Raw genomic sequence first — 19,974 nt, forward strand, 5'->3', positions numbered from 1 at the left:
CCTCACTTGAAGTCACGAGGCCGCCACGCTTCGGCACCGGAACGGACCGCCGCGTGGACGGCGCGCGCCGCCCGTGCGCCCCACTCCGAGCGCGGCCCCCCGAACAGTTCCTGCGGCCCGTCCGAGCGCACGGCCACGCAGACCGCGTCAGAGGCCGTGCCGGTGCAGGGGAAGCCGGCCTCGATGAGCGCCTGCGACTTGGCCTCCGTGACCGTCATCACCGTGTTGACGAGGGCGGCGTCCGTCATGGCCGCGGGGATCACCGTGACGATGTTGACCGTGCCCACCCGCATCGGCGCCAGCTCCGGGTCTTGGGTCCCTTCAGGGGCGGCGGCCCAGGTGGGGACGCGTAAGCCGACCGTGGCGAAGGTCTCGACGCCGCCGTCCTCGGCCCGCACGACGCCGTCGACCGAGGCGGCGGTCATCATGCCGACCCCGTCGCCGTCGGGCCCCAGCGACAGGAGGTGCTCGACCGGGTCCATGCGTGAATACCCGGCCACGACCTGGGCGTTGAGCACCCATGAGCGGGGACCGATGCCGCCGCCGAGCATGGCCGAGGAGATCATCCGCCAGCCGGGCCCGAACTCCCACAGCAGCGCCCCGAGCCTGGCCCCGTCCTCGACCCGATAGGTCAGCTTCACCGCGCCCCCCTGACCAGATGCACGACAGGCCGGCCGTCCGGCCCTGGCTCGATCTTCACATGCGCCTCGAAGTGCCGTCCCACCAATGACTCGGTCAGCACCTGGGCGGGCTTGCCCGAGGCGGCCGCGCGGCCCTCTGCCAGCAGCAGCAGCGCGTCGGCGTACAGGCCGGCGACGGTCAGGTCGTGCAGGGTGGTGACGACGGTCAGCCCGTCGGCCCGCCGCAGCCGGTCCACCAGCTCCAGCACCTGCTGCTGGTGCCCGAGGTCGAGGGCGGTCGTGGGCTCGTCGAGCAGCAGCACGGGCGCCTGCTGGGCCAGCGCCCTGGCCAGCACCACGCGCTGCCGTTCCCCGCCCGACAGCTCGCCGACGTGCCGCCCCGCCAGGGCGGTCAGGTCGAGCCGGTCGAGCACGGACGCGGTGACGTCCCGGTCGTGCCCGCTTTCGCGTCCCAGATACGGGATGTACGGGGTCCGTCCCAGCAGCGCGTAGTCGAAGACGGTCATCTCGGGCGGCAGCGACGGGCTCTGCGGGGCGTAGGCGAGCAGCCTGGCCCGTTCGCGCGGCTTCATCCCGGCCGAGGGGCGGGAGTCGAGCGTGACCTCGCCCCGGTGCGCGACCAGCCCCATGACGGCTTTGAGCAGGGTGGACTTGCCCGCCCCGTTGGGCCCGATGATCGCCAGCCACTCCCCCGGGCGCACCGTCAGGTCCACCTCGGTGACGACCTCGCGTTCGCCGAGCCGTACGGACAGGCCGGTAGCGCGGATCATGCGACCGCCCGCCGGGTCATGCGCAGGACGCCCACGAAGAACGGCGCCCCGACGAACATGGTCACCACCCCGATCGGCAGTTCGGCGGGCGCGATCACGGTGCGCGCGAGCAGGTCGGCCAGCACCAGGAACGCCCCGCCGCCGATCAGCGACAGCGGCAGGACGATCCGGTACGAGCCGCCCGCCAGCCGCCTGACCACGTGCGGGACGACGATGCCCACGAACCCGATCAGCCCGCTCACCGCCACGGCCGCCGCGGTGGCGAGCGAGGCGGCCAGCAGCACGACGAAGCGCACGCGCGCGGCCCGCAGCCCCAGGCTGGTGGCCTCCTCATCGCCCACGGACAGCACGTCGAGCATCCGCCCGTGCAGCAGGAGCACGGTGGCGGAGACGGCGGCGTACGGCAGCACCAGCCAGATCTGCTCCCATCCGCCGCCGACGTCGCCGAGGATCCACGAGTAGACGCGCTGCAGCTCCTCGACCTTGAACTGCTGGACGAACGTCTGGATCGCGGTCAGGAACGAGGTGACCGCCACCCCGGCCAGCACCAGCGTGGCGGTGCCGCCCGCGCGCCCGGCCGTGTTGCCCAGCGTGTAGGCCAGGAACACGCCGCCCACGGCACCGAGGAAGGCCGCGACGGGGATGCTGCCCGCCACGGACGGCAGCAGCACGATGGCCACGGTCGTCGCAAGCCCCGCGCCCGCGGCGGCCCCCAGCAGGTAGGGGTCGGCGAGCGGGTTGCGGAACACACCCTGGTAGGCGGCCCCTGCCATGGCCAGCAGCCCGCCGACGACGGCGGCGAGCAGCACTCTGGGCAGCCGCAGTTCGTACAGCAGCCCCTGCTCGACGGGCGCCAGGCCCGAGTCCACGTGCACGAACGGCAGCCAGTCGGCCGCCTGGAGCACCACCTGCCAGGGTGAGATGTCGGCGGCACCGTCGAGCAGCCCCGCGATCATCGTCACGGCCAGCACGCCCAGGGCGCCCGCCACCCACAGGGGTCTGGCCCTGGACGGGCCGGCCTGCGTGCGCATGTCTCAGCTCGCGCCGGCCTTGGCCACCGCGGCGCCGATGGCCTCGGCGAGCTCCACCACGCGCGGCCCCCACCGGGAGGCGAGGTCGTCGTCGAGCTGGATCACCTGGTCCTTGCCGATGGCCGACAGGTCCTTCCAGCCCGGCCGCTTGGCCAGGGTGTCCTTGCTCTGCTGGCAGCACTTGACGTCGGCCAGGAAGATGAGGTCGGGGTCGGCCTGGGCCACGAACTCGGCTGACAGCTTGGGGTAGCCGCCCGCCGCGTCGGGGGCCTTGTCGGCGATGTTGGTCAGGCCGAACAGGCCGTAGATCTGGCCGATGAACGTCTGCGACGTGGCCGCGTACGGCGTCTGGTCGAGCTCGTGGTAGTAGGTGAGCTTGCGGTCCTTGGGCGCCTGCGCGGCCAGCTTGTCGATGGCCGTCCTCATCCCGGTGACGACCTCCTCGGCCTTGGCCTTGTTGCCGGTGGCGGCGCCGAGCTCGGTGATCTCCTCGTAGGCCTCGTCGAGCTTGGTGGCGGCGGGCTGGAGGAGGACGGGGACGTTCACCTTGCCCAGCTCGGCGACGATCTTGTCGAGGTCGTTGGAGATGACGACCAGGTCGGGCTTCTTGGCGATGATGGCCTCGACGTTCGGCTTGAAGCCGGACAGGTCGCCCTTGGGCGCCTCGGGCGGGTAGTTCGACTGGTCGTCGACCGCGACGACCTGCGGGCCCGCGCCGATGGCGAAGAGCGTCTCGGTGTGGGTGGCCGACAGCGAGACGATTCGCTCCGGCTTCTTGTCGAGGGTGACCTTGCCGTTGCCGGCCTCGATGGTGACGGGGAAGTCGGCGGAGGCGGAGGCGGGAGCGGAGGATGCGGGGGCGGAGGAGGCGGTGGCTGCCGTGGGGGCTCCGCCCTGGCCGCAACCGGCCAGGAGGAGCGTTCCCAGCAGCGCGCCCGCGAAGGCCGTGCGTACGGGCCTCACGAGTAGTCCTTTCACACTGTCGGAACCGAGAGACCCGCGTAGATAGCGACGGATCACCCTTTTCCACGAGGGTTGATGTGCGTCGGCGCAGAGACAGGCGACCTGGCTATGACAGTTGCGGGACAGCGCCGGACTCACACCGGACTTCGCTGCGCACTGCGCGTCGGACGTACGTTATCAATCCCCCGGAAGCCGACCGCGTCAAGGGGTGAGCTGCGCCTCCGCCTGGGCGATGATCCGCTGCAGGCGGAGCCCGTGGGCGGCGTCGAGGGGGTGGCCGCCGCCTTGGCGCACGGTCCTGGCGAACTCTTCGACGAGGTTGGCCTTGGGGTCGTCCTCGAAGGGGCCGAGCACGGCGCTGCCCGAGCGGCCGTACGCGGCGAAGATCGACGGCGGCCGTTCGCCGCCCGCGACCATGCACAGGGACGCCTCGCTGACCGCGCCGCCCTCGTGTTCGAGCAGCAGCCCGGTCCAGCCGAGCGGGTCGCCGTGCGCGCGCACGCCCGTCACCGGGCCGAGTGCGGCGTCCAGCAGGTCGATGACGTGCGGCCCGACGTCGAGCAGCGCCCCGCGTTTCAGCCGCCACGGGGTGGCGAAGTGGTGGCCGTCGAGCAGCGCTCCCGAGATGGCGGCGGCGTGGCCGCCGATCGGCTCGATCTCGGCGCAGCGGGCCAGGAACGCGCGGCTCGCGGCGGTGTAGCGCATGCTGAGCGCCATCTGGGAGGTCACGCCGGTCTCCGCCACGGCGTCGGCCACCCGCTGGGCGCCCTCCAGCGAGTCGGCGAGGGGCTTCTCCAGCAGCAGCGCCTTGCCCGCGCGGGCGGCGCGGACGGCCAGCTCGGCCTGGACGGCGGGCGGCACGCAGAACGCCACGGCCTCGCAGGCGTCGAAGAGCTCCTCGATCCGCTCGAACACCGGCGCCCCGAGCCGTGCGGCCGCCTCGGGCCTGCGGGCCCACACCCCGGCCAGCCGCGTGTGCGGCCCCTTGGAAAGCATCGGCGCGTGCGCTCTCTCGGCCCACGGTCCCGCTCCGATGAGTCCGACCGCCACCGGCTCCATGAAACCTCCCAAGTATGCCTAAAGCCACCATAGAGGACATCTGCCTCGGTGATCACCTTAACTCGTGGACACCCCTCTTAACCGAGGATCCTTAATTCTCAAGAAATCCCGCCTATTTCCGCATTTCAGGCAGACCGGATTAATAGCATTACGCCCACCAAGGCCCTTAATCCGAGTAAGGGCCGCAGTTACCCACGCGGAGATTTAATGCGGAAAAGCATAGTTAGTGTGCTTTTGGCCGGTTTAGCGCTCGCCGCCACCACCGCCGGCGCCACCACCGCCTCGGCCACGGTCGAGCAGAAACCGCAGGCCGCAGCCCCCATCGACTGGACGGCCTGCGGCGATTACGGGGGTGAATGCGCCACCCTGAAGGTCCCCATCGACTACTCCGACCCCGACGGGCCCACCTTCGACCTGGCCATCGGCCGCATCGAAGCGCTCAACCCCGCCAAGCGCGCCGGCGTCCTGATCATCCACCCCGGTGGCCCCGGCGCTTCCGGCATCAACCCGTTCATCCTGCGCAACGCCATCCCCGCCGAGAGCGCCCTGCGCCAGAACTTCGACTTCGTCAGTCTCGACCCCCGGGGCGTCGGCCGCAGCACCCCCATCAAGTGCAGCCTCGACGTCGTCGAGCAGGCTCCGACCGCCTTCCCCGCCACCCAGGCCGAGTACCAGTCCTGGCTCGCCTACAACGCCAAGCTCTCCACCGACTGCCGCCGGCAGACCGGCCCCCTGTTCGACCACGTCGACACCACCAACGCCGCCCGCGACGTCGACACCGTCCGCGCCGCGCTCGGCGAGAAGCAGATCAGCTTCTTCGCCCTCTCCTACGGCACGCAGGTCGGCCAGCAGTACGCCGAACTGTTCCCCCAGAACCTGCGGGCGATGGCGATCGACTCCAACATGGACCACAGCATCACCTCCGCCTACCGCTACCTGCAGACCACCACGGAAGACCTCGAGGGTTCCTTCAAGGCGTTCGCGCGGTGGTGCGGCCAGACCTCGGCCTGCGCGCTCAACGGCGACAACGTGACCGCGGTGTGGGACAAGCTGCACAAGCAGGCCACCGAGGGCTCGCTGAAGGACCCGGAGACCGGCGACCCGATCACCGCCGAGCAGTTGCGCGTGCTGCTGTTCGAGTCCATGTACGACCCCGCGGGCTCCTGGTTCGACCTCGCCGCCCAGCTCAAGGCCCTGGCCGGCGGCCAGGCCGCCAAGCTCGGCGCCACGGCCACGACGAAGGCCGAGACGGTCAACTACGCCTACCCGGCCATCTGGTGCTCGGACTGGAAGTGGAACGTCAGCGGCTTCGCCGAGCTCGACCAGTACCGCAAGCGCCTGGAAGCCCAGTACCCGCACACCAAGCTCTCCCCGTTCTGGTCCGACGTGATGACCTGCCTCAACTGGCAGGGCAAGGTCACCAACCCCCAGCGCCGCCTCGACATCACCGCGACCCTCGTCCCGACCCTGGTCTCCAAGGGCCGCTACGACGTCGGCACCCCGGCAGCGTGGAACTACGCCGCCGCCGCCCAGATCCCGAACTCCCGCATCCTCGAACACGACGGCGTCGGCCACGGTCAGTACCGCAACAGCACCTGCGCCCGCACCCATATCGAGACCTACCTCACCAGCCTGAAGCTCCCGCCACCCGGCACCCGCTGCGCCGCCGAATACCCGGCCCAGCCCCCCGCCACGACCAAGGCGACCGACGACCGCCGTCCCGTGTCGGCGACCGGCCGGCCGCTGCACTGAGCCGACGCCGGTGGGCGGGTGTTCCCTCCTGTCGCCCGCCCACCGAGCGTCACTGGTTCTCGCGCCACTGCTGGACGGCGTGCTGCGGCCGGTGGGCCAGGGTGCCGGAGTCGATGACGACGGTCTGGCCGGTGATGCAGCGCGCCTCGTCGGAGGCCAGGAAGGACACCAGGGAGGCCACGTCCTCCACCGTGCACGGCCACGGCAGCAGGCGTTCGGCGGCCTTGTCGGCGAGCTGGGCGGGCGACAGCGCCCGCCTGGCCGCCGGGGTCAGGACGAGCGCGGGGGCGACGGCGTTGCAGCGGACGCCCCGCGAGCCGTACATCGTGGCCACGTAGCGGGTGAAGCCGATCAGGGCCGCTTTGGAGGCGCCGTACGCGGCGTGGACGGTGTCGCCGACCAGCGCCGACACCGAGGACGTGAGCACGATGGCGCCGCCGTCGCGCATGGCGGGGACGGTGTGCTTGACCGCGAGCATCGCCCCGCGCAGGTTGACCTCCATGGTGCGGTCCCAGACGGCGGGGTCGAGGGCGTCGAGTTCGCGATCGCGGCCGTAGACGTCGGCGTCGAGGGCGGCGGCGTTGGAGTGCAGCACGTCCACCCGGCCGAACGAGGCCACCAGCGTCGCCACCGCCTCCTCGACCTGCTTTTCGTCGGAGACGTCGCAGGTCAGCGCGATGGCGGTGCCGCCTCGGGCGCGGATGGCGGCGGCGGCGGCCTTGGCGGCGGCCGCGCGCAGGTCGAGCACGCCCACGAAGGCGCCTTCGGCGGCCAGGCGGGCGGCGCAGGCGGCGCCGATGCCGGATCCGGCGCCCGTCACCAGCGCGACGCGGCCGTCGAAGCGGGTGCTCACCACTGCACCGGCAGGGACGTCAGGCCGCGGCCGACGAGGGACCTGCGGTAGGCGATGGGCCGGCCGGGGACGAGCCGCAGGTTCGGCAGGCGGCGGCCGAGCACGTCGAGCGCGGTACGCAGTTGCAGGCGGCCGAGCGCGGCCCCGACGCAGAAGTGGATGCCGTAGCCGAACACCATGTGCTCGGCGGCGTTCGGCCGCTCGATCAGGAAGCGCTCGGGGTCGGGGAAGACGGATTCGTCGTGGGCGGCGGAGTCGGTGGAGAGCAGCACGAGCGAGCCTTTCGGAATTTCCACACCATGTAGCGAAATATCAGTAATGGCGTATCGGAACGACCCCAGCGACGCGCCGTCGATGCGCATGCACTCCTCGGCCGCGTTCGCGACCAGCTCCGGCCGCACCGGCCAGGCGTCCTCCCTGAGCAGGCGCAGGACGGTGTTGCCGAGCTGGTTGGGGACGGTGTCGTTGCCGCCGAGCAGGATCGTGGAGATCAGTTCGACCACCTCCCGATGGCTCAGCTCCTCGCCGATGAGCGAGGTCATCAGCGAGGCGAAGTCGTCCTTCGGGTCCTTGGCCCGGGTGGCCACCAGACGGTCCACGTAATCCAGATAAGTCAGGAAACTGTCGGCCAGTTCGAGTTGGCGCTCGGGCGGCTGCGGCGACAGGAAGAGCTGGAACCAGTCTTTGACGTGCGCCTGCACGAACGCCTCGTCCGACTCGGGCACCCCGATGAAACGGGCGGTCAGCTTGATCGACGGCTCGTGACCGATCTCGCTCACGAAGTCGGCCTCGCCGCGCGCGACCAGGCGGTCGAGCAGGTCCTCGTTGAGCCGCCGGAACGTGCCCTCCATGGCCGCGACCGCCCTCGGCGTGAACGCCCTGGACACCGACCGGCGCAGGCGGGTGTGATCGGGCGGGTCGACGTTGGCCACGAAACTGGACAGGAACGAGCCGTGCTCGCCCAGCTTCTCCCTCGTCCGCGCGGTCAGGCTGCGGGAGATCGTCAGCGAGCCCTTCGAGGAGAAGCGGCGGGGATCGCCGTACGCGGCCCGCACGTCGGCGTAGCGGGTCAGCACGTACGCGCCGAGGTGCTCGCTGCGGAACACCGGCCGGTCGCGCCTGAGCCCGCGCAGGAAGTCGTAGGGGGCGGCGACGTGCCAGTCCGAGCTGACGTCGAAGTCCTCGATCATGCGAAGATCCTCCGCGGGTTGTCGACGAGCATCTGGTGGATCTGGCCGTCGGTGACGCCCCGCTTCCTGAGCTCGGGCAGGACGTCGCAGGAGATGTGCAGGAGGTGGTAGTTCGGGTGGCGCCGCCGCACGACGTCGGCGTCGAAACGGTCGTTGAAGCAGTACGAGTCGTGCCCGAGCACCATCGTGGCGGCGTGCCCGCGTTCGCACGTCGCCGCAACCACCGCCACGCGGTCCTCGAACGAGCTGATCGTCTCGATCCCGAAGCGGTCCATGCCCAGGTAAGACCCGTTCGCGATAAGTTCCTCCAGGTAGGCCAGGTCGGTCGAGTCCCCGGCGTGCCCGATCACCACCCGGCTCAGGTCCACCCCCAGCGCGGCCAGCAGCCTCTGCTGCTCCAGCCCGCCCTTGGAGGCGCTGTGCGAGTGGGTCGTGATCGGCGTCCCGGTCTCCAGGTGGGCCGCGGCGACCGCCCGGAACACCCGCTCGCACCCCTTGGTCATCCCCAGGTGGTCGGAGGCGCACTTGAGCATGGCCGCCTTGACCCCGGTCCGCCCGATGCCCTCGCGGATGTCGCGCACGAAGAACTCGGCCAGCCGGTCGGGCCCGCCGAACAGCGACCCTGGCCCCCGGTTGGCGAAGTACGGGGGCAGCGCGTCGTAGGTGTAGAGCCCCGTGGCGGCCACGATGTTCACGCTGGTCAGCTCGGCCACCCGCCGCACGGCGGGGACGTGGCGGCCGAGGCCGGCCACCGTCAGGTCCACGATCGTGTCGACGCCTTCCGCCTTCAGCGCGTCGAGCTTGCCCGCCGCCTCCCTGACGCGCGTCTCCTCCTCCCATCCCTCCGGGATGTCCGGCCAGCTCCACAGGATCTCCGGGCTCAGCCCGAAGACGTGCTCGTGCATGAGCGTCGCCCCGAGGTCGGCGACCGGGCCCCTCACGGTTTCAGGCACGGGAACCTCTCGTGTTCGAACGGCCGGTTCACCCGGAGCCCGAGCCCGTCGGTCTGCTTGTAGGGCAGACCGGTGTAGAGGGCGTCGGCGTCGAAGTAGGTGACGGTGAACGACAGGCGCGGGCGGTCGTGGCGGTTGGCGGGGGCGCCGTGCACGGTCAGCGCGTGGTGCACGGTCGCGTCCCCGGCCTCCAGGTCGAGCGGCGGCGACACCTCCAGGGCCTTGAGCCAGGGGTGCTGGCTGAGCTGGTCGTCGCCCGGCCGCGTGAAGCTCCTGCCGAGCAGTCCCTGGCGGTGGGAGCCGTCGTAGAAGCGCAGCGAGCCCATGTCGGCGGGCACGTCGACCAGGGCCAGCCAGACGGTCAGCATGGCCGAGCGGTCCATCGGCATCCAAGGGAAGTCCTGGTGGAACTCGGTGGCGCCGTGCTCGCCCGCCTCCTTGACCAGGAGGTTGGTGACCTGCACGCGCACGGCCCGCACCCCGTGCAGCAGCCGGACGGCGTTGCGGCCCATCGCAGGGCTCATGGTCAGCGCGCCGAACATCTCGTCGCAGGAGGCGACGTCCCTCGACTGCCCGAACGCCTGGTCGACCAGGGTGCGCTTGTCCTTGGCCCGATCGGCCAGGTATCCGCCGGCCCGTTCGCGCAGCGCCCGCGCGGCGCCGGGGTCGACCAGCCGGCCGAGGCGTACCCAGCCGTACTCCTCGAAGAAGGCGACCTCGTCGTCCGTCACCTGGCGTACCGGGATCTCCATGCCCCACAGTCTCGCACCTAAAGCAAGCGCTTGGTAAGCCCTCGTACTACGCTTGATGCCAAGCGCTTGCTCGAATCAGACGGAGGGGAAACGTGCGGCGGTTCAGGTTCGGAGCGGTGGTGCGCGAGGCCGGGAGCGGCAAGGCGTGGGCCGAGAAGGCCAGGCGGCTGGAGGGGGCCGGGTTCGACGTGCTGCTGGTGCCCGATCACCTGGTCGGGCCCAGGTTCGCGCCCATCGCGGCGCTGACGGCGGCCGCGTGCGTCACCGCCAGGCTGCGCGTGGGCACGCTGGTCTTCGCCAACGACTTCCGGCACCCTGCCGTGCTGGCCAAAGAGTGCGCCACGCTCGACCTGCTGTCGGAGGGGCGGCTGGAGGTCGGGATCGGGACCGGCTGGATGGCGGGCGACTACGCGGGGGCCGGGATGGCGTTGGACCCGCCGGGGGTGCGGGTGGCGCGGCTGCGGGAGGCCGTGGCCGTGCTCAAGGGGCTGTGGGGTGAGGGGGCGTTCAGCTTCGCCGGCGAGCACTACACGATCGACGCGCTCGACCAGCGGCCCAAGCCCCTGACCAGGCCGCATCCGCCGCTGGCGCTGGGCGGGGGCGGGCCGAGGGTGCTGCGGCTGGCCGCCGAGCAGGCCGACGTGGTGAACATCGGGATGCGGGTGCGGGGCGACGGCGGCGGGCCGGACGCGCGTGACGGCGGGCTGGAGGCGTTCCTGACCAAGCTGGCGACCGTGCGCACGGCCGCCGCGGGCCGCTACGACCGGCTGGAGCTGGGGACGAGCGTGATGCAGGTGGGCGAGCGGAAGGCGGAGGAGTCGTGGAGCGCGGCCGACAGTTCGTCGCTGGAGGAGACGCCGCAGGTCCTGCTCGGAACGCGTCACGACATAGCCGACAAGCTCCGCTATTGGCGAGATGAGCACGATATTTCGTACTTTGTGGTGCATCACGAGCGTGACCTTCCCGCCTTCACCCCCGTCGTGGAGGAACTGGCCGCCTGAAGCATGATTGACCCCATGAACGAGATGCTGCTGCTTCGCCATGGTGAGACCGAGTGGAGCAAGGCGGGCCGCCACACCGGCCGTACCGACCTGCCTTTGACGGAGCACGGCGAAGACCAGGCCAGGGCGCTGACGCCGCTCACCAAGGAGCCGTTCGACCTGGTGCTGGTCTCCCCCGCCCAGCGTGCCCTCCGCACCGCGGAGCTGGCCGGCCTGACCGGCTGCGAGGTCGATCCCGACCTGTGGGAGTGGGACTACGGCGGCTACGAGGGCATCACCACGCCGGACATCCGCCGCACGCGGCCCGGGTGGTTCCTGTGGCGTGACGGCGTGATCCCGGGCGACGCCGAGCACCCCGGCGAGAGCGTGGAGGAGGTCGGCGCCAGGGCCGACCGCGTGATCGAGCGGGCCAAGGCCGTCGAGGGGCGGGTGGCCGTGGTGGCGCACGGCCACTTCCTGCGCGTGCTGGCCGCCCGCTGGGTGAACCTGGAGCCGCAGGCGGGCCGGCTGCTGAAACTGGACACGGGCACCTACTCCCGGCTCGGCTTCGAGCACGCCGAGCCGGTGCTGCTGGCCTGGAACGCCCCGCTGGTCAACTGACCTTGGAGCGCAGCGCCGACTCGTGCAGGGCCAGGCTCACCAGCCAGCCGCGCAACGAGCCGAGGCCCGGGTCGTAGGCCAGAGGCTGCTCCCAGAGGGAGACGAACACATTCTGGGTGATCTCCTCGGCGTACGCCTGACTGCCGGTGACCTTGACCGCAACCCCGTACACATACGAGCCATGCTCGTCGTAGACGTCCCCCAGCGCATCGATGTCACCAGCCGCCACCCGCGCACACAGCTCCCTGCTCATGGCCTCACTCCGTTCGGCGTGGTCGGTCGCCCAACGCCGCCGCGTCATCAGTCGCAGCCCAGGGTGGCGGCGGTGTGGATGACGTCGCGGGCGAGGGCGGGGTCGCCTTCGGCGGCGTAGGGGAAGCTGTCGGGCGGCCGTCGGTTGGCCAGCAGCCGGCAGAAGTCCACCGCCTGGGCCGAGATGAGCACGGCGACGCGCTCGGAGGCGGGCGAGAGCGGGATCGTCCAGGTGCCCCCGCCGGGGCCGGTGAGCACCATGGTGACCGAGACGTCGCGGCGCGGCCCCTTCATGGCCCGTGGCAGCAGCGCCAGCCCGAACTCCGCGATCATGTGCACGTGCTCGTCGCGCGGGGCGGCCCTGTCGCGGTCGGTGGCGGCGCGGATGTCGTCGGCGTGCGTCCAGGTCTCGAACGTGCGCTGGATCAGGGCCTGACGCAGCGGCGCTCGGGCGGGCCGCGCCCCCGCCAGCGCCACCTCGACGCCCAGCAGCACCTCGCTGCCGGCGGAGACCCGCTCCAGGAGAGCGCCGGCCTGCTCACGCCAGCGCCGGTGCACCGGCGCCGCGCCCATGCCGGGCACGCCCATGAAGTGGGCCACGGTCGCGTCGTTGGCCGCCAGGTGGGCCACCAGGCCCTTGATCGTGCCGTGTTTGGCGATCGGGGCGTCCCACTGCGGCTCGCTCAGCTCGCGGAGCAGGCCGTCCATGAGCGCGACCTGCTCGGCGTAGGGAACGGTCACGGAGGCCACGCCCGTCACGGCGGGGTCGCGGCGGCGGCGCGCCATCGACAGGACGGCCTCGCGCAGGGCGGGCGAGGGCTCGGCGGCCGTGCCGGGCCGGTCGAGGAGCGCGATGGCCGCGCCGCAGTCGGGGCACGAGGCGACGTGCTCGTCGGGGCTCTGCCCGTTGTAGAGGTACGGGTCCGTCATGGCCACCTCCGCAGCCGACGCTAACCCGGCTGGCTCCCGAGAGCCAGGCGGCAACCGGGGAACGGTGCCAGAAGCGTCTCACGCCAGGGGCCGTCAAGGTAGTCACGAGCCCGCTTACTCCAGTCGAGAAGCCGGGAATCGGGGCTCACCTCGTCGTCGAGGCCGAGGGCGGCGTCGCGGGCGCGCTGGGTGGCCAGGTGGTCGTCGAGCGAGACGGCCCAGACGGTGACGGCCTCGGTGTCGCAGAACAGCACCTCGTACAGGCCGACCAGGGTGTGTCCGTGCTCGGCCAGCAGGGGCGCCCGCTCGGTGCGCGCCGCCTCCAGGTAGTCGAGGGCGGCTCCCGGGCGTACGCGGGCGCTCTCGAAGAGGTAGAGCTCGGCGGCGGGCGCCCCGGCGAGCGGCGGGCAGCCGGGCGCGGCGCCGAGCGGCCTGGAGAAGGCCGAGAAGCGCAGGTCGTCGATGTCGGACAGGAACAGGCGCTCGTCCACGCCCTGGTAGATCTCCATCATCTGGCGCCAGCCGCCGTCCCAGCCGCCGTGGCAGTCCCACAGCGTGACGGCCTTGAACTGGGGGTGGCCGGTGATGCCCACCGCGTAGAAGGCGCCGACGAGGTCGATCTCGCGCGACCTGATCGACATGCCCGAGGTGAGCGAGGGCGCGGTGCGGGTCTCGTCCTCGCGTTTGTAGCGGGTCAGCCAGGTGAGGTACTCCAGCGGACGCTTGGAGTTCATGGGCCTGAAGTCGACCTCTTCGAGCAGGTGGATCGCGCGCCGCACCACGCCTCCTCTACCAAGCGGTTGCTCGGCTTGAGGATAGCGATCAGGCCGGCGCTTGGGAAGGCTGCGGCCCCCGTCCGGTGAGCCACTCGAGCACTCGGCGGTGCCCGGAGGTGGCGTCCTCGAAATGGCCCCAGTGCCAATAGCGCGGCTGGTCCCGGATGCCGGTCACCCAGGTCCGGTAGGAGACGGAGGCCCCCGTGGTGGCGGGCGCCACGCCATACGTGCGGATCACGACCTTGCCGCCCGGCGCGAACAGCACGTCGTCGGCGATCGGATACAGGGTCATCTGGTCGAGCATGACCTGATCCTCTCGGCCGGACGAGGCCGGGCGGTTACGCCTCCGGCGCGCCCCCGTTAAGCGGACGCGCCGGAGGTTAACACGCTGTTACACGAGGAGGCCGTCGAACTCTCCATCCTTCACCCCGAGCACCAGCGCCCGGATCTCGTCGCGGGTATAGATGAGGGCAGGGCCGTCCGGGAAACGCGAGTTGCGGACGGCGATCCCGCCGTCAGGAAGCTGCGCGAGCTCCACGCAGTTGCCCTGCGAGTTGCTGTAGCGGCTCTTGCGCCACGCGACCTGGGTCAGGTCCGCCGCGGGCATGCCGTTGTAGGTCTGGTTCATCTACATCTTTCTGAGAAGACCGCCGATGAGCTCGACGGTGCCCCCTGGCGTGGTGCTCTCCACGCACAGTTGCTCCATAGCCGTGAGATACGGGTCGATGTCCTCACGTTTGTCGAGGTACAGGGCACCCCAGAGCTGCTCGACATAGACAACGTCCGACAAGTCGGACTCGGGAAACCGCAAGATGCTGAACGCGCCCCCTTCAGCGGCGTGCTTGCCGAACCTGAAGGGCATCACCTGGATGGTGATGTTGGGAAGGGCAGCGACTTCCAGCAGATGCTGGAGCTGCTCGGACATGACCTCCCGCCCGCCGATGGTCCTCTTGAGCGCCGCCTCGTCGATGACGGCCCACAGGCGGGGTCCGTCTTTCTGGGTGAAGCGCTCCTGGCGCTGCATGCGCATATGCACGCGCCGTTCTATCTTCTCGGGACTCGCGTCGGGGTTGCCGAGCTGGAACACCGATCGCGCGTACGAGGCCGTCTGCAGCAGGCCGGGCACGAACTGCACCTCATAGGTGCGGATCACGCTGGAGGCCTCCTCTAAGCCCACGTACGTGGTGAACCACGAAGGGAGCTCGGCCGAGTACTTGTGCCACCACCCCGGGGTGTTGGCCTCGCGAACCATCTCCAGCAGGGCACGGCGCTCGGCATCGTCGACGACGCCGTACAGGGTGAGCAGATCTTCCACGTCACGTGTTTTGAACCCGACGCGCCCGAGCTCCATACGGCTGATCTTGGATTCGGACGCCCGGATATGGAATCCGGCCTGGGCCCGGTCGAGCCCGCTGGCCTCGCGGAGGCGCCTGAGGCTCGCCCCCAGCATGATGCGCCGTACGGTCGAACCGGAACCGGGCGGATCAATGGACACGTGCTGCTCCTTGGTCGTTTCCTTGACACGCGGTGGGTCGCGTCCAGCTGACCACCGCAGGTAGCGGAGTATGCACCTACGGCAGGCCGCGTTGAGCGGCCCACCGCATGTAGCGGGGTATACACATACAGTCTGTCACTTCACGGCCGAAAGATCATGGGCCGCGGACAAGATCCCCTTTCCCCCATATTGACCATTTGACGGCAACCGTAGCGCGTGCACGGACAGTCTGCACGTGCATTCGCTCTTGCACCTGCACGAGAGTTTGCTTCAGAATGATCAATGTGCAATCCACCACGGCCCACGGCCAGTGGACCACGTTCGACTGGTGGCCTCCCCTCGGCTGGTGGCCGGAGGCGGCCCGCGATCTCCTGGTCCCAGGCCCGACCGCGAGCGCCACGTTCGTGCTCCCGCCCGCCCCGTCCTCGATCCACTCCGCCCGCAGCTTCACGGCAGGCGCGCTGACAGGCTGGGGGCTCGCCGAACTGATAGAGAACATGGAGCTGGTCGTCTCCGAGCTGGCGACCAACGCGCTGCGCCACGGCATGCGCCTCGAAGAGCCCCTCTGCCAGCGTCCGGTCCACATGTCCCTCGTCCGCCACGGCCCCCTCGTGACCAGCGCCTTCACCGATCCAGGCTCCTCCGTCCCCGTCCTGCGCTACCCTGGCCCCCTCGACACCGGCGGGCTCGGCCTCCACATCGTCGAATCCCTCAGCCACCGCTGGGGCTGGTCCGCCCTGGCACCACACGGAAAGATCGTCTGGGCAGTCCTCTCCTGACCGGGGGTGATCTGCATTACCGTGGATGGTCATGGCTCACGGTGAGTCCCGCGTCGCGACCCCACGAGAGTGCTGACAGATGGAAGATCACCTGCTCGGCTGGCTGCGAACACTTGAAGAAGACAGGCTCGGCCGCATCCTGGCCAACCGGCCTGACGCCATCGCCGCGCCCTGGCCGCGCCGGCTCGACACTCTGGCGCAGCGGCTCGGCAACGGATTCGCCGTGATGGAGACCCTGCGCCGGCTGCCGCTGCCGTGCCTGCAACTCGCCGAGGCGGCCCTGGCCATGAACCGCCCCACCGCCACCGGGCTGGCCGACTTCCTCGACCTGCCGCCCGAGCACGTGGCCCCCTGGCTGGAGCACCTGTACGACCACGCGCTGGCCTGGCCGGGCGACGACGGTCTGCTCCATCTCGCCGAGGGCGTCGCCCGCTGGTGGGCCGCGCCGCTCGGCCTGGGCGAGCCGATCGACCACCATCTCAACACCTGGACGATCAGCAACGACGCGCTGCGCGCCCTGGCCCGCGGCCTCGGCCTGCCCGCCGGAGGCCACAAGCGCCGCACGATCTCCCGCGTCATCGAGGTGCTCTCCGACGCCGGACGCGTCGAGTCACTGCTCGGCAACGCCCCCGAGGGCACACGGGCGTTGCTCGACCGCTTCGCCTGGGACGGCCCCGTCCTCGACGTCGACGGCGGCAGGTTCGTCACCCCCGGCACACCGGAGAAGTGGTGCGCCGACCACGGCCTGCTCTTCCGGCCCAACTGGCACGTCGCCGAGATCCCCCGCGAGGTGGCGCTCGGCCGGCGCGGCCCCTCCTACCACCCGCCCTTCCGCCCCGCGGCCCCCGAGGTGGCCACGATCCCGGTCGACCCCGAGGAGGTCGACCACCTGATGACGCTGGCCGCGCCACACGTGGTCGAGCGCTGCGCGGCCCTGCTCGACAACACCTCCAAGACGCCGCTACCGCTGCTCAAGACCGGCGGCGTGGGCGTACGCGAGGTCCGCAGGGTGGCCAAGGAGACCGGCTGCGACGAGGACGAGACCCGCCTGCTGCTAGAGGTCTGCACGGTGGCCCGGCTGCTGGCCTGGGACGAGCAGACGGGCGGCATGATCCCCACCGAGCGCTTCGACCGGTGGCGGCTCGACGAGGGCTCGGCCCGGCTGCGGGTGCTGCTGTCGGCGTGGTGGCGCATGGAGCGCTCCTCGCTACGCAAGATCGACGGCAAGTACGCCACCGTGCTCGGCGACGACCCGTCGGGCAGCGCGGTCGCCCAGATCCGCAGGGCCGTGCTGTCGGTCCTGACCTACCTCCCGGACGGCACGGCCTTCGCCGACCGCGACAGCCTGCTGGCCAACGTCCACTGGCACGCCCCGCTGATCGACGGGGAACTGCTGCTGAGCTGCGCGCCCGCGGTGCTCGACGAGGCCACACTGCTGGGCCTGCTGGCCAACAACGCGCTCACCGACCTCGGCAGGGCCCTGGCGGGGCTGACGGCCAAGGCCGGCAACGAGAACGACGACGCCGTGCCCCTGGTCGAGCACGATCCCGTGCTGGCCGAGGCGGCCACGCGGGCGCTGGCCAGCGTGCGCAGGAGCGCACTGTTCGGGCCCGACCTGACCGCCGTCGTGACCGGGCCGCCCTCGGCCGAGCTGGCGGCGCTGCTCGACCACGTCGCCGAGCGCGAGTCGCGCGGCGCGGCCTCGGTGTGGCGATTCACGACCGAGAGCGTGCGCCGCGCGCTCGACCACGGCTACGAGCCCGACGACCTGCTCGACGAGCTGGCCGGGGTCGGCACGATCCCGCAGCCGCTGGAGTACCTCGTCCGCGACACCGCCCGCAGGCACGGCGAGGTCACGGTCTCCACGGTCGGCTGCGTCATCCAGGCCGGCGATGCGGCGCTGCTCGCCGAGATCGCCGCGCACCGGCGGCTGATCCGGCTGGGACTGCGGCTGCTGGCGCCCACGGTGCTGGTGAGCGCAGCCGACTCCGAACGCACGCTGGCGCTGCTGCGCGAGAACGGCTACTCCCCCGTGCCGGTCTCCGACAGCGGCGAGATCACCATCATCCACCGGGTCAGGGCCGAGGAGCCGCACCACGGCAAGCTGGTCCTGCTGCCGGGCGGCCAGGTGGCGGAGGTGGCCGACTACCTCGACGAACTGGAGGCGCCCCCCTACATGGTGGGCGAGCCCACGCCCGACCCGTACGAGCACGCCCGCCGCCTGCTCGCCACCGACCGCCCCGACGCGGAGAAGAACGGCCGCACCTGGGCCGTCATCGGCAGGATGGCGACCAGGCTGCCGACGGCCCAGCAGTCGCTGCTGGGGTTCGTGGTCGACCGCGGCGTACGGGCGGGCATCACCCTGACCGACGGGCTGACCGCCACGATCAGCCACGGCGAGCTCAAGGGCGGCGCGCTGGACGCCTGGTGCGAGGAGGCGGGCGACTACCTGGAGTTCCCCCTCGCCGAGATCGTGGAGGTCAGGGGAGGGTTCTAGCGTCTTGAATTCGCTGTAGTTCCCTGTATGAATCAGGAAGCTCGGACGGGCGTGGCCTGCTTTGGGCTGCCCCGGGCTTGGCGAGGCTGAGCACGGGGGTGGCTTTGGCGTGGTGGAAGCCGGTCCGGTGGTGCGAATTCCTGACATGCCCTGTCCGGTGCGGCTCGGGCCGTCCCGGCTTGGGTGCATGGCCCGCCGGACGCTGTCCACCGCCAGTGGGCGGCAGGGCGGGCACCGTGCGCCGGTCGGGCACACGGCTGGAGGTCATCGACGTGTTCATCGCGTTGCTGCGGGTGCGTTTCGGTCGTTTCGGGGTGGGACGGTTCTTGGATCTGTCCCGCGCTGCCGGGCGGGGATGCAGGTCGATTCGGGTGCGGCGGGCGCGCCGGGTCACCCGGGCAGGCGTACGCGTCCAGCGGGCGCGGGCCACGTTCCCCTCCACGACCTTGGAGATGGTGCGGGCTCCGGTGGCCCGGTTAGTGCGGGTGGCGTGCTGGGCCAGCAGACCACGTGCGACGATCCGCTCGGCCGCGGCCCAGTCCCGATCGCAGGACAGGCCGCAGGCCGGGCAGTACGCCCACTTCCAGCCCCGTTCGGCGAGCCGGTCGGGCGCCGGGCAGTGCTTGAGCGGCGAGGTGCCTTCTCCGCAGCGAGGGCAATATCGGGAGGTGCCGCGTGCGGGGACGGTGACCACGGCGATGGCGTGCTTGGCGGCCAGGTGCCGGACCGCCTCGACGATCTTTCCGCGCACCTGCCCTGACAGGCGCGCGTTCACCCTCGACCGGCGTCCGCGTGTTTCCAGGGTGGCCAGGTCTTCCAGGTAAATGACCGTCGCCCCGACGGCGACGGCCTGATCGACCGCCCACCGGGCCGCCGACCAGGCCAGCGCCCTGTTCAGACGGCGGATGCGGGCACACACGCGCTCGTGTTCGACGCTGACGCGCAGGCAGGCCGCACTCAACGCGGCGTAGCGGGAGTCGGCGGCGGTGATACCCGCCAGCAGCCGTTCCAGATGCTCGTGCTTGGCAGCCAGGTGTTCACGCCCCGCCCGTAGCCGGTGCAGCATCATATACCAGCGGTCGCCCGTCGGAGATCACCCGACCGTCGGCCAGCTGCCCTGCCGCGCCGGTCAGCAGCGTGTTGAGGCCCCAGTCGAAGCCACACGCGACCACGTGACCGGTGGCGGGTGCAAACCCGATCGGGGTCCGGAACGGCAGATCCACGTGCACCCGGCCCTCTGCCACCCGCAAGGTGGGCGTGCACAGCGTCGCCTCTGCCGGGACGGTCGGCGGCAACATTATCGGCAGCATGTGCCAGGCCCAGTCCGCACGGGAGGCGGGAAACTCGGTCAGGGGAAGCCGCACCCGCAACCGAGCGCTCCGGCCCCCAGCGCGCTCCAGCGTGATCAGTTGCCTGTCAGCCGCCGCCAGCACGATTTGTGCCGCGCAGGCGGGGGGCTCCTCCAGTTCGGTCAGATCGGCAGGGAGCGTGCCGTGCTCGTTGAGATACACGCGGATCTGCCGGGTCCGGTTGCGGACTTCCGCCGAGGTCACCCGGTCTGGCAGCACTGCGCGTAGCGCGTCCCACTCGGCGTCGGTGCGCGCACCCGCATTCCGCGACCAGGTCGCCACAATCGCCTCCACCAGGCGGCGGCTGCCGGACGACCTCGCCCGTTACCTC

The 19,974-nt window shown here is 71.1% G+C and carries 22 protein-coding genes; 5 read left to right on the plus strand and 17 right to left on the minus strand.

All coding sequences use genetic code 11. The features are described 5' to 3' along the window. Nucleotides 1–2 precede the first annotated feature (2 nt). The 5 genes from ACFOY2_RS47260 to ACFOY2_RS47280 form a co-directional block, all read right to left on the minus strand. Nucleotides 3–641 (minus strand): adenosylcobinamide amidohydrolase, encoded by a 639-nt coding sequence (locus ACFOY2_RS47260; protein WP_379534717.1) that lies wholly within the window; start codon nt 639–641, stop codon nt 3–5. Next, nucleotides 638–1,411, minus strand: coding sequence for an ABC transporter ATP-binding protein (locus ACFOY2_RS47265; RefSeq protein ID WP_379534718.1), 774 nt, complete (start codon nt 1,409–1,411; stop codon nt 638–640). Before ACFOY2_RS47265 ends, ACFOY2_RS47260 begins: the two co-directional genes overlap by 4 nt. Next, entirely contained in the window at nt 1,408–2,442 is a 1,035-nt protein-coding gene (locus ACFOY2_RS47270) for a FecCD family ABC transporter permease (protein WP_379534719.1), read from the minus strand. Before ACFOY2_RS47270 ends, ACFOY2_RS47265 begins: the two co-directional genes overlap by 4 nt. A gap of 3 nt (nt 2,443–2,445) precedes the next feature. Next, the gene (locus ACFOY2_RS47275; RefSeq protein WP_379534720.1) at nt 2,446–3,405 is read right to left on the minus strand and encodes an ABC transporter substrate-binding protein; all 960 of its coding nucleotides are present in this window, start codon (nt 3,403–3,405) and stop codon (nt 2,446–2,448) included. 201 nt (nt 3,406–3,606) lie between these two features. Then, nucleotides 3,607–4,464: a Gfo/Idh/MocA family protein gene (locus ACFOY2_RS47280; RefSeq protein ID WP_379534721.1), complete on the minus strand. Its 858-nt coding sequence runs from the start codon at nt 4,462–4,464 to the stop codon at nt 3,607–3,609. Between the two features lie 228 nt (nt 4,465–4,692). On the opposite strand from ACFOY2_RS47280, the gene ACFOY2_RS47285 reads away from it, so the two are divergent. Beyond that, a complete protein-coding gene (locus tag ACFOY2_RS47285) occupies nt 4,693–6,216 on the plus strand; it encodes an alpha/beta fold hydrolase (RefSeq protein WP_379534722.1) in 1,524 nt (507 codons plus the stop codon). A gap of 49 nt (nt 6,217–6,265) precedes the next feature. Here ACFOY2_RS47285 and ACFOY2_RS47290 read toward each other — a convergent pair whose 3' ends face one another. From ACFOY2_RS47290 to ACFOY2_RS47305, 4 genes are read right to left on the minus strand one after another with little or no spacing between them, the layout of a single operon-like run. Continuing rightward, the gene (locus ACFOY2_RS47290; RefSeq protein ID WP_379534723.1) at nt 6,266–7,069 is read right to left on the minus strand and encodes an SDR family NAD(P)-dependent oxidoreductase; all 804 of its coding nucleotides are present in this window, start codon (nt 7,067–7,069) and stop codon (nt 6,266–6,268) included. Further along, nucleotides 7,066–8,259 (minus strand): cytochrome P450, encoded by a 1,194-nt coding sequence (locus ACFOY2_RS47295; RefSeq protein ID WP_379534724.1) that lies wholly within the window; start codon nt 8,257–8,259, stop codon nt 7,066–7,068. Before ACFOY2_RS47295 ends, ACFOY2_RS47290 begins: the two co-directional genes overlap by 4 nt. Beyond that, nucleotides 8,256–9,212 (minus strand): phosphotriesterase family protein, encoded by a 957-nt coding sequence (locus ACFOY2_RS47300; protein WP_379534725.1) that lies wholly within the window; start codon nt 9,210–9,212, stop codon nt 8,256–8,258. Before ACFOY2_RS47300 ends, ACFOY2_RS47295 begins: the two co-directional genes overlap by 4 nt. Further along, nucleotides 9,197–9,964, minus strand: coding sequence for a phytanoyl-CoA dioxygenase family protein (locus ACFOY2_RS47305; protein WP_379534726.1), 768 nt, complete (start codon nt 9,962–9,964; stop codon nt 9,197–9,199). Before ACFOY2_RS47305 ends, ACFOY2_RS47300 begins: the two co-directional genes overlap by 16 nt. 92 nt (nt 9,965–10,056) lie before the next feature. Here ACFOY2_RS47305 and ACFOY2_RS47310 point away from each other — a divergent pair, with 92 nt between their 5' ends. Then, nucleotides 10,057–10,965: a TIGR03621 family F420-dependent LLM class oxidoreductase gene (locus ACFOY2_RS47310; protein ID WP_379534727.1), complete on the plus strand. Its 909-nt coding sequence runs from the start codon at nt 10,057–10,059 to the stop codon at nt 10,963–10,965. 15 nt (nt 10,966–10,980) lie between these two features. After that, the gene (locus ACFOY2_RS47315; RefSeq protein WP_379534728.1) at nt 10,981–11,565 is read left to right on the plus strand and encodes a histidine phosphatase family protein; all 585 of its coding nucleotides are present in this window, start codon (nt 10,981–10,983) and stop codon (nt 11,563–11,565) included. On the opposite strand, the gene ACFOY2_RS47320 is transcribed toward ACFOY2_RS47315, so the two are convergent. The 6 genes from ACFOY2_RS47320 to ACFOY2_RS47345 form a co-directional block, all read right to left on the minus strand. After that, nucleotides 11,558–11,866 carry a sigma factor gene (locus ACFOY2_RS47320; protein ID WP_379534729.1) on the minus strand — a complete coding sequence of 103 codons (309 nt, stop codon included), beginning with the start codon at nt 11,864–11,866 and terminating at the stop codon, nt 11,558–11,560. The two genes, ACFOY2_RS47315 and ACFOY2_RS47320, sit on opposite strands and share 8 nt — an antisense overlap. Then, nucleotides 11,866–12,747 carry a maleylpyruvate isomerase family mycothiol-dependent enzyme gene (locus tag ACFOY2_RS47325; protein ID WP_379534730.1) on the minus strand — a complete coding sequence of 294 codons (882 nt, stop codon included), beginning with the start codon at nt 12,745–12,747 and terminating at the stop codon, nt 11,866–11,868. Before ACFOY2_RS47325 ends, ACFOY2_RS47320 begins: the two co-directional genes overlap by 1 nt. Nucleotides 12,748–12,767: 20 nt before the next feature. Next, nucleotides 12,768–13,526 carry a hypothetical protein gene (locus tag ACFOY2_RS47330; protein ID WP_379534731.1) on the minus strand — a complete coding sequence of 253 codons (759 nt, stop codon included), beginning with the start codon at nt 13,524–13,526 and terminating at the stop codon, nt 12,768–12,770. Nucleotides 13,527–13,569: 43 nt separating this feature from the next. Beyond that, entirely contained in the window at nt 13,570–13,827 is a 258-nt protein-coding gene (locus ACFOY2_RS47335) for a hypothetical protein (RefSeq protein ID WP_127931727.1), read from the minus strand. Between the two features lie 87 nt (nt 13,828–13,914). Beyond that, entirely contained in the window at nt 13,915–14,151 is a 237-nt protein-coding gene (locus ACFOY2_RS47340) for a DUF397 domain-containing protein (RefSeq protein WP_357805527.1), read from the minus strand. Beyond that, complete coding sequence (locus ACFOY2_RS47345) at nt 14,152–14,973, minus strand: helix-turn-helix domain-containing protein (protein ID WP_357806590.1); 822 nt, start codon at nt 14,971–14,973, stop codon at nt 14,152–14,154. Between the two features lie 320 nt (nt 14,974–15,293). On the opposite strand from ACFOY2_RS47345, the gene ACFOY2_RS47350 reads away from it, so the two are divergent. Together ACFOY2_RS47350 and ACFOY2_RS47355 are read left to right on the plus strand one after the other, a co-directional pair. Further along, complete coding sequence (locus ACFOY2_RS47350) at nt 15,294–15,797, plus strand: ATP-binding protein (protein ID WP_379534732.1); 504 nt, start codon at nt 15,294–15,296, stop codon at nt 15,795–15,797. A 79-nt stretch (nt 15,798–15,876) separates the two neighbouring features. Further along, nucleotides 15,877–18,294 (plus strand): helicase-associated domain-containing protein, encoded by a 2,418-nt coding sequence (locus tag ACFOY2_RS47355; protein WP_379534733.1) that lies wholly within the window; start codon nt 15,877–15,879, stop codon nt 18,292–18,294. On the opposite strand, the gene ACFOY2_RS47360 is transcribed toward ACFOY2_RS47355, so the two are convergent. Further along, a complete protein-coding gene (locus tag ACFOY2_RS47360; protein WP_379534734.1) occupies nt 18,278–19,363 on the minus strand; it encodes a zinc ribbon domain-containing protein in 1,086 nt (361 codons plus the stop codon). The genes ACFOY2_RS47355 and ACFOY2_RS47360 overlap by 17 nt on opposite strands. Then, nucleotides 19,332–19,937, minus strand: a complete 606-nt coding sequence (locus ACFOY2_RS47365; RefSeq protein WP_379534735.1) for a hypothetical protein — start codon at nt 19,935–19,937, stop codon at nt 19,332–19,334. Before ACFOY2_RS47365 ends, ACFOY2_RS47360 begins: the two co-directional genes overlap by 32 nt. Nucleotides 19,938–19,974: the final 37 nt, after the last annotated feature.

The sequence above is a fragment of the Nonomuraea purpurea genome (assembly GCF_042650645.1).
Taxonomy (GTDB): domain Bacteria; phylum Actinomycetota; class Actinomycetes; order Streptosporangiales; family Streptosporangiaceae; genus Nonomuraea; species Nonomuraea purpurea.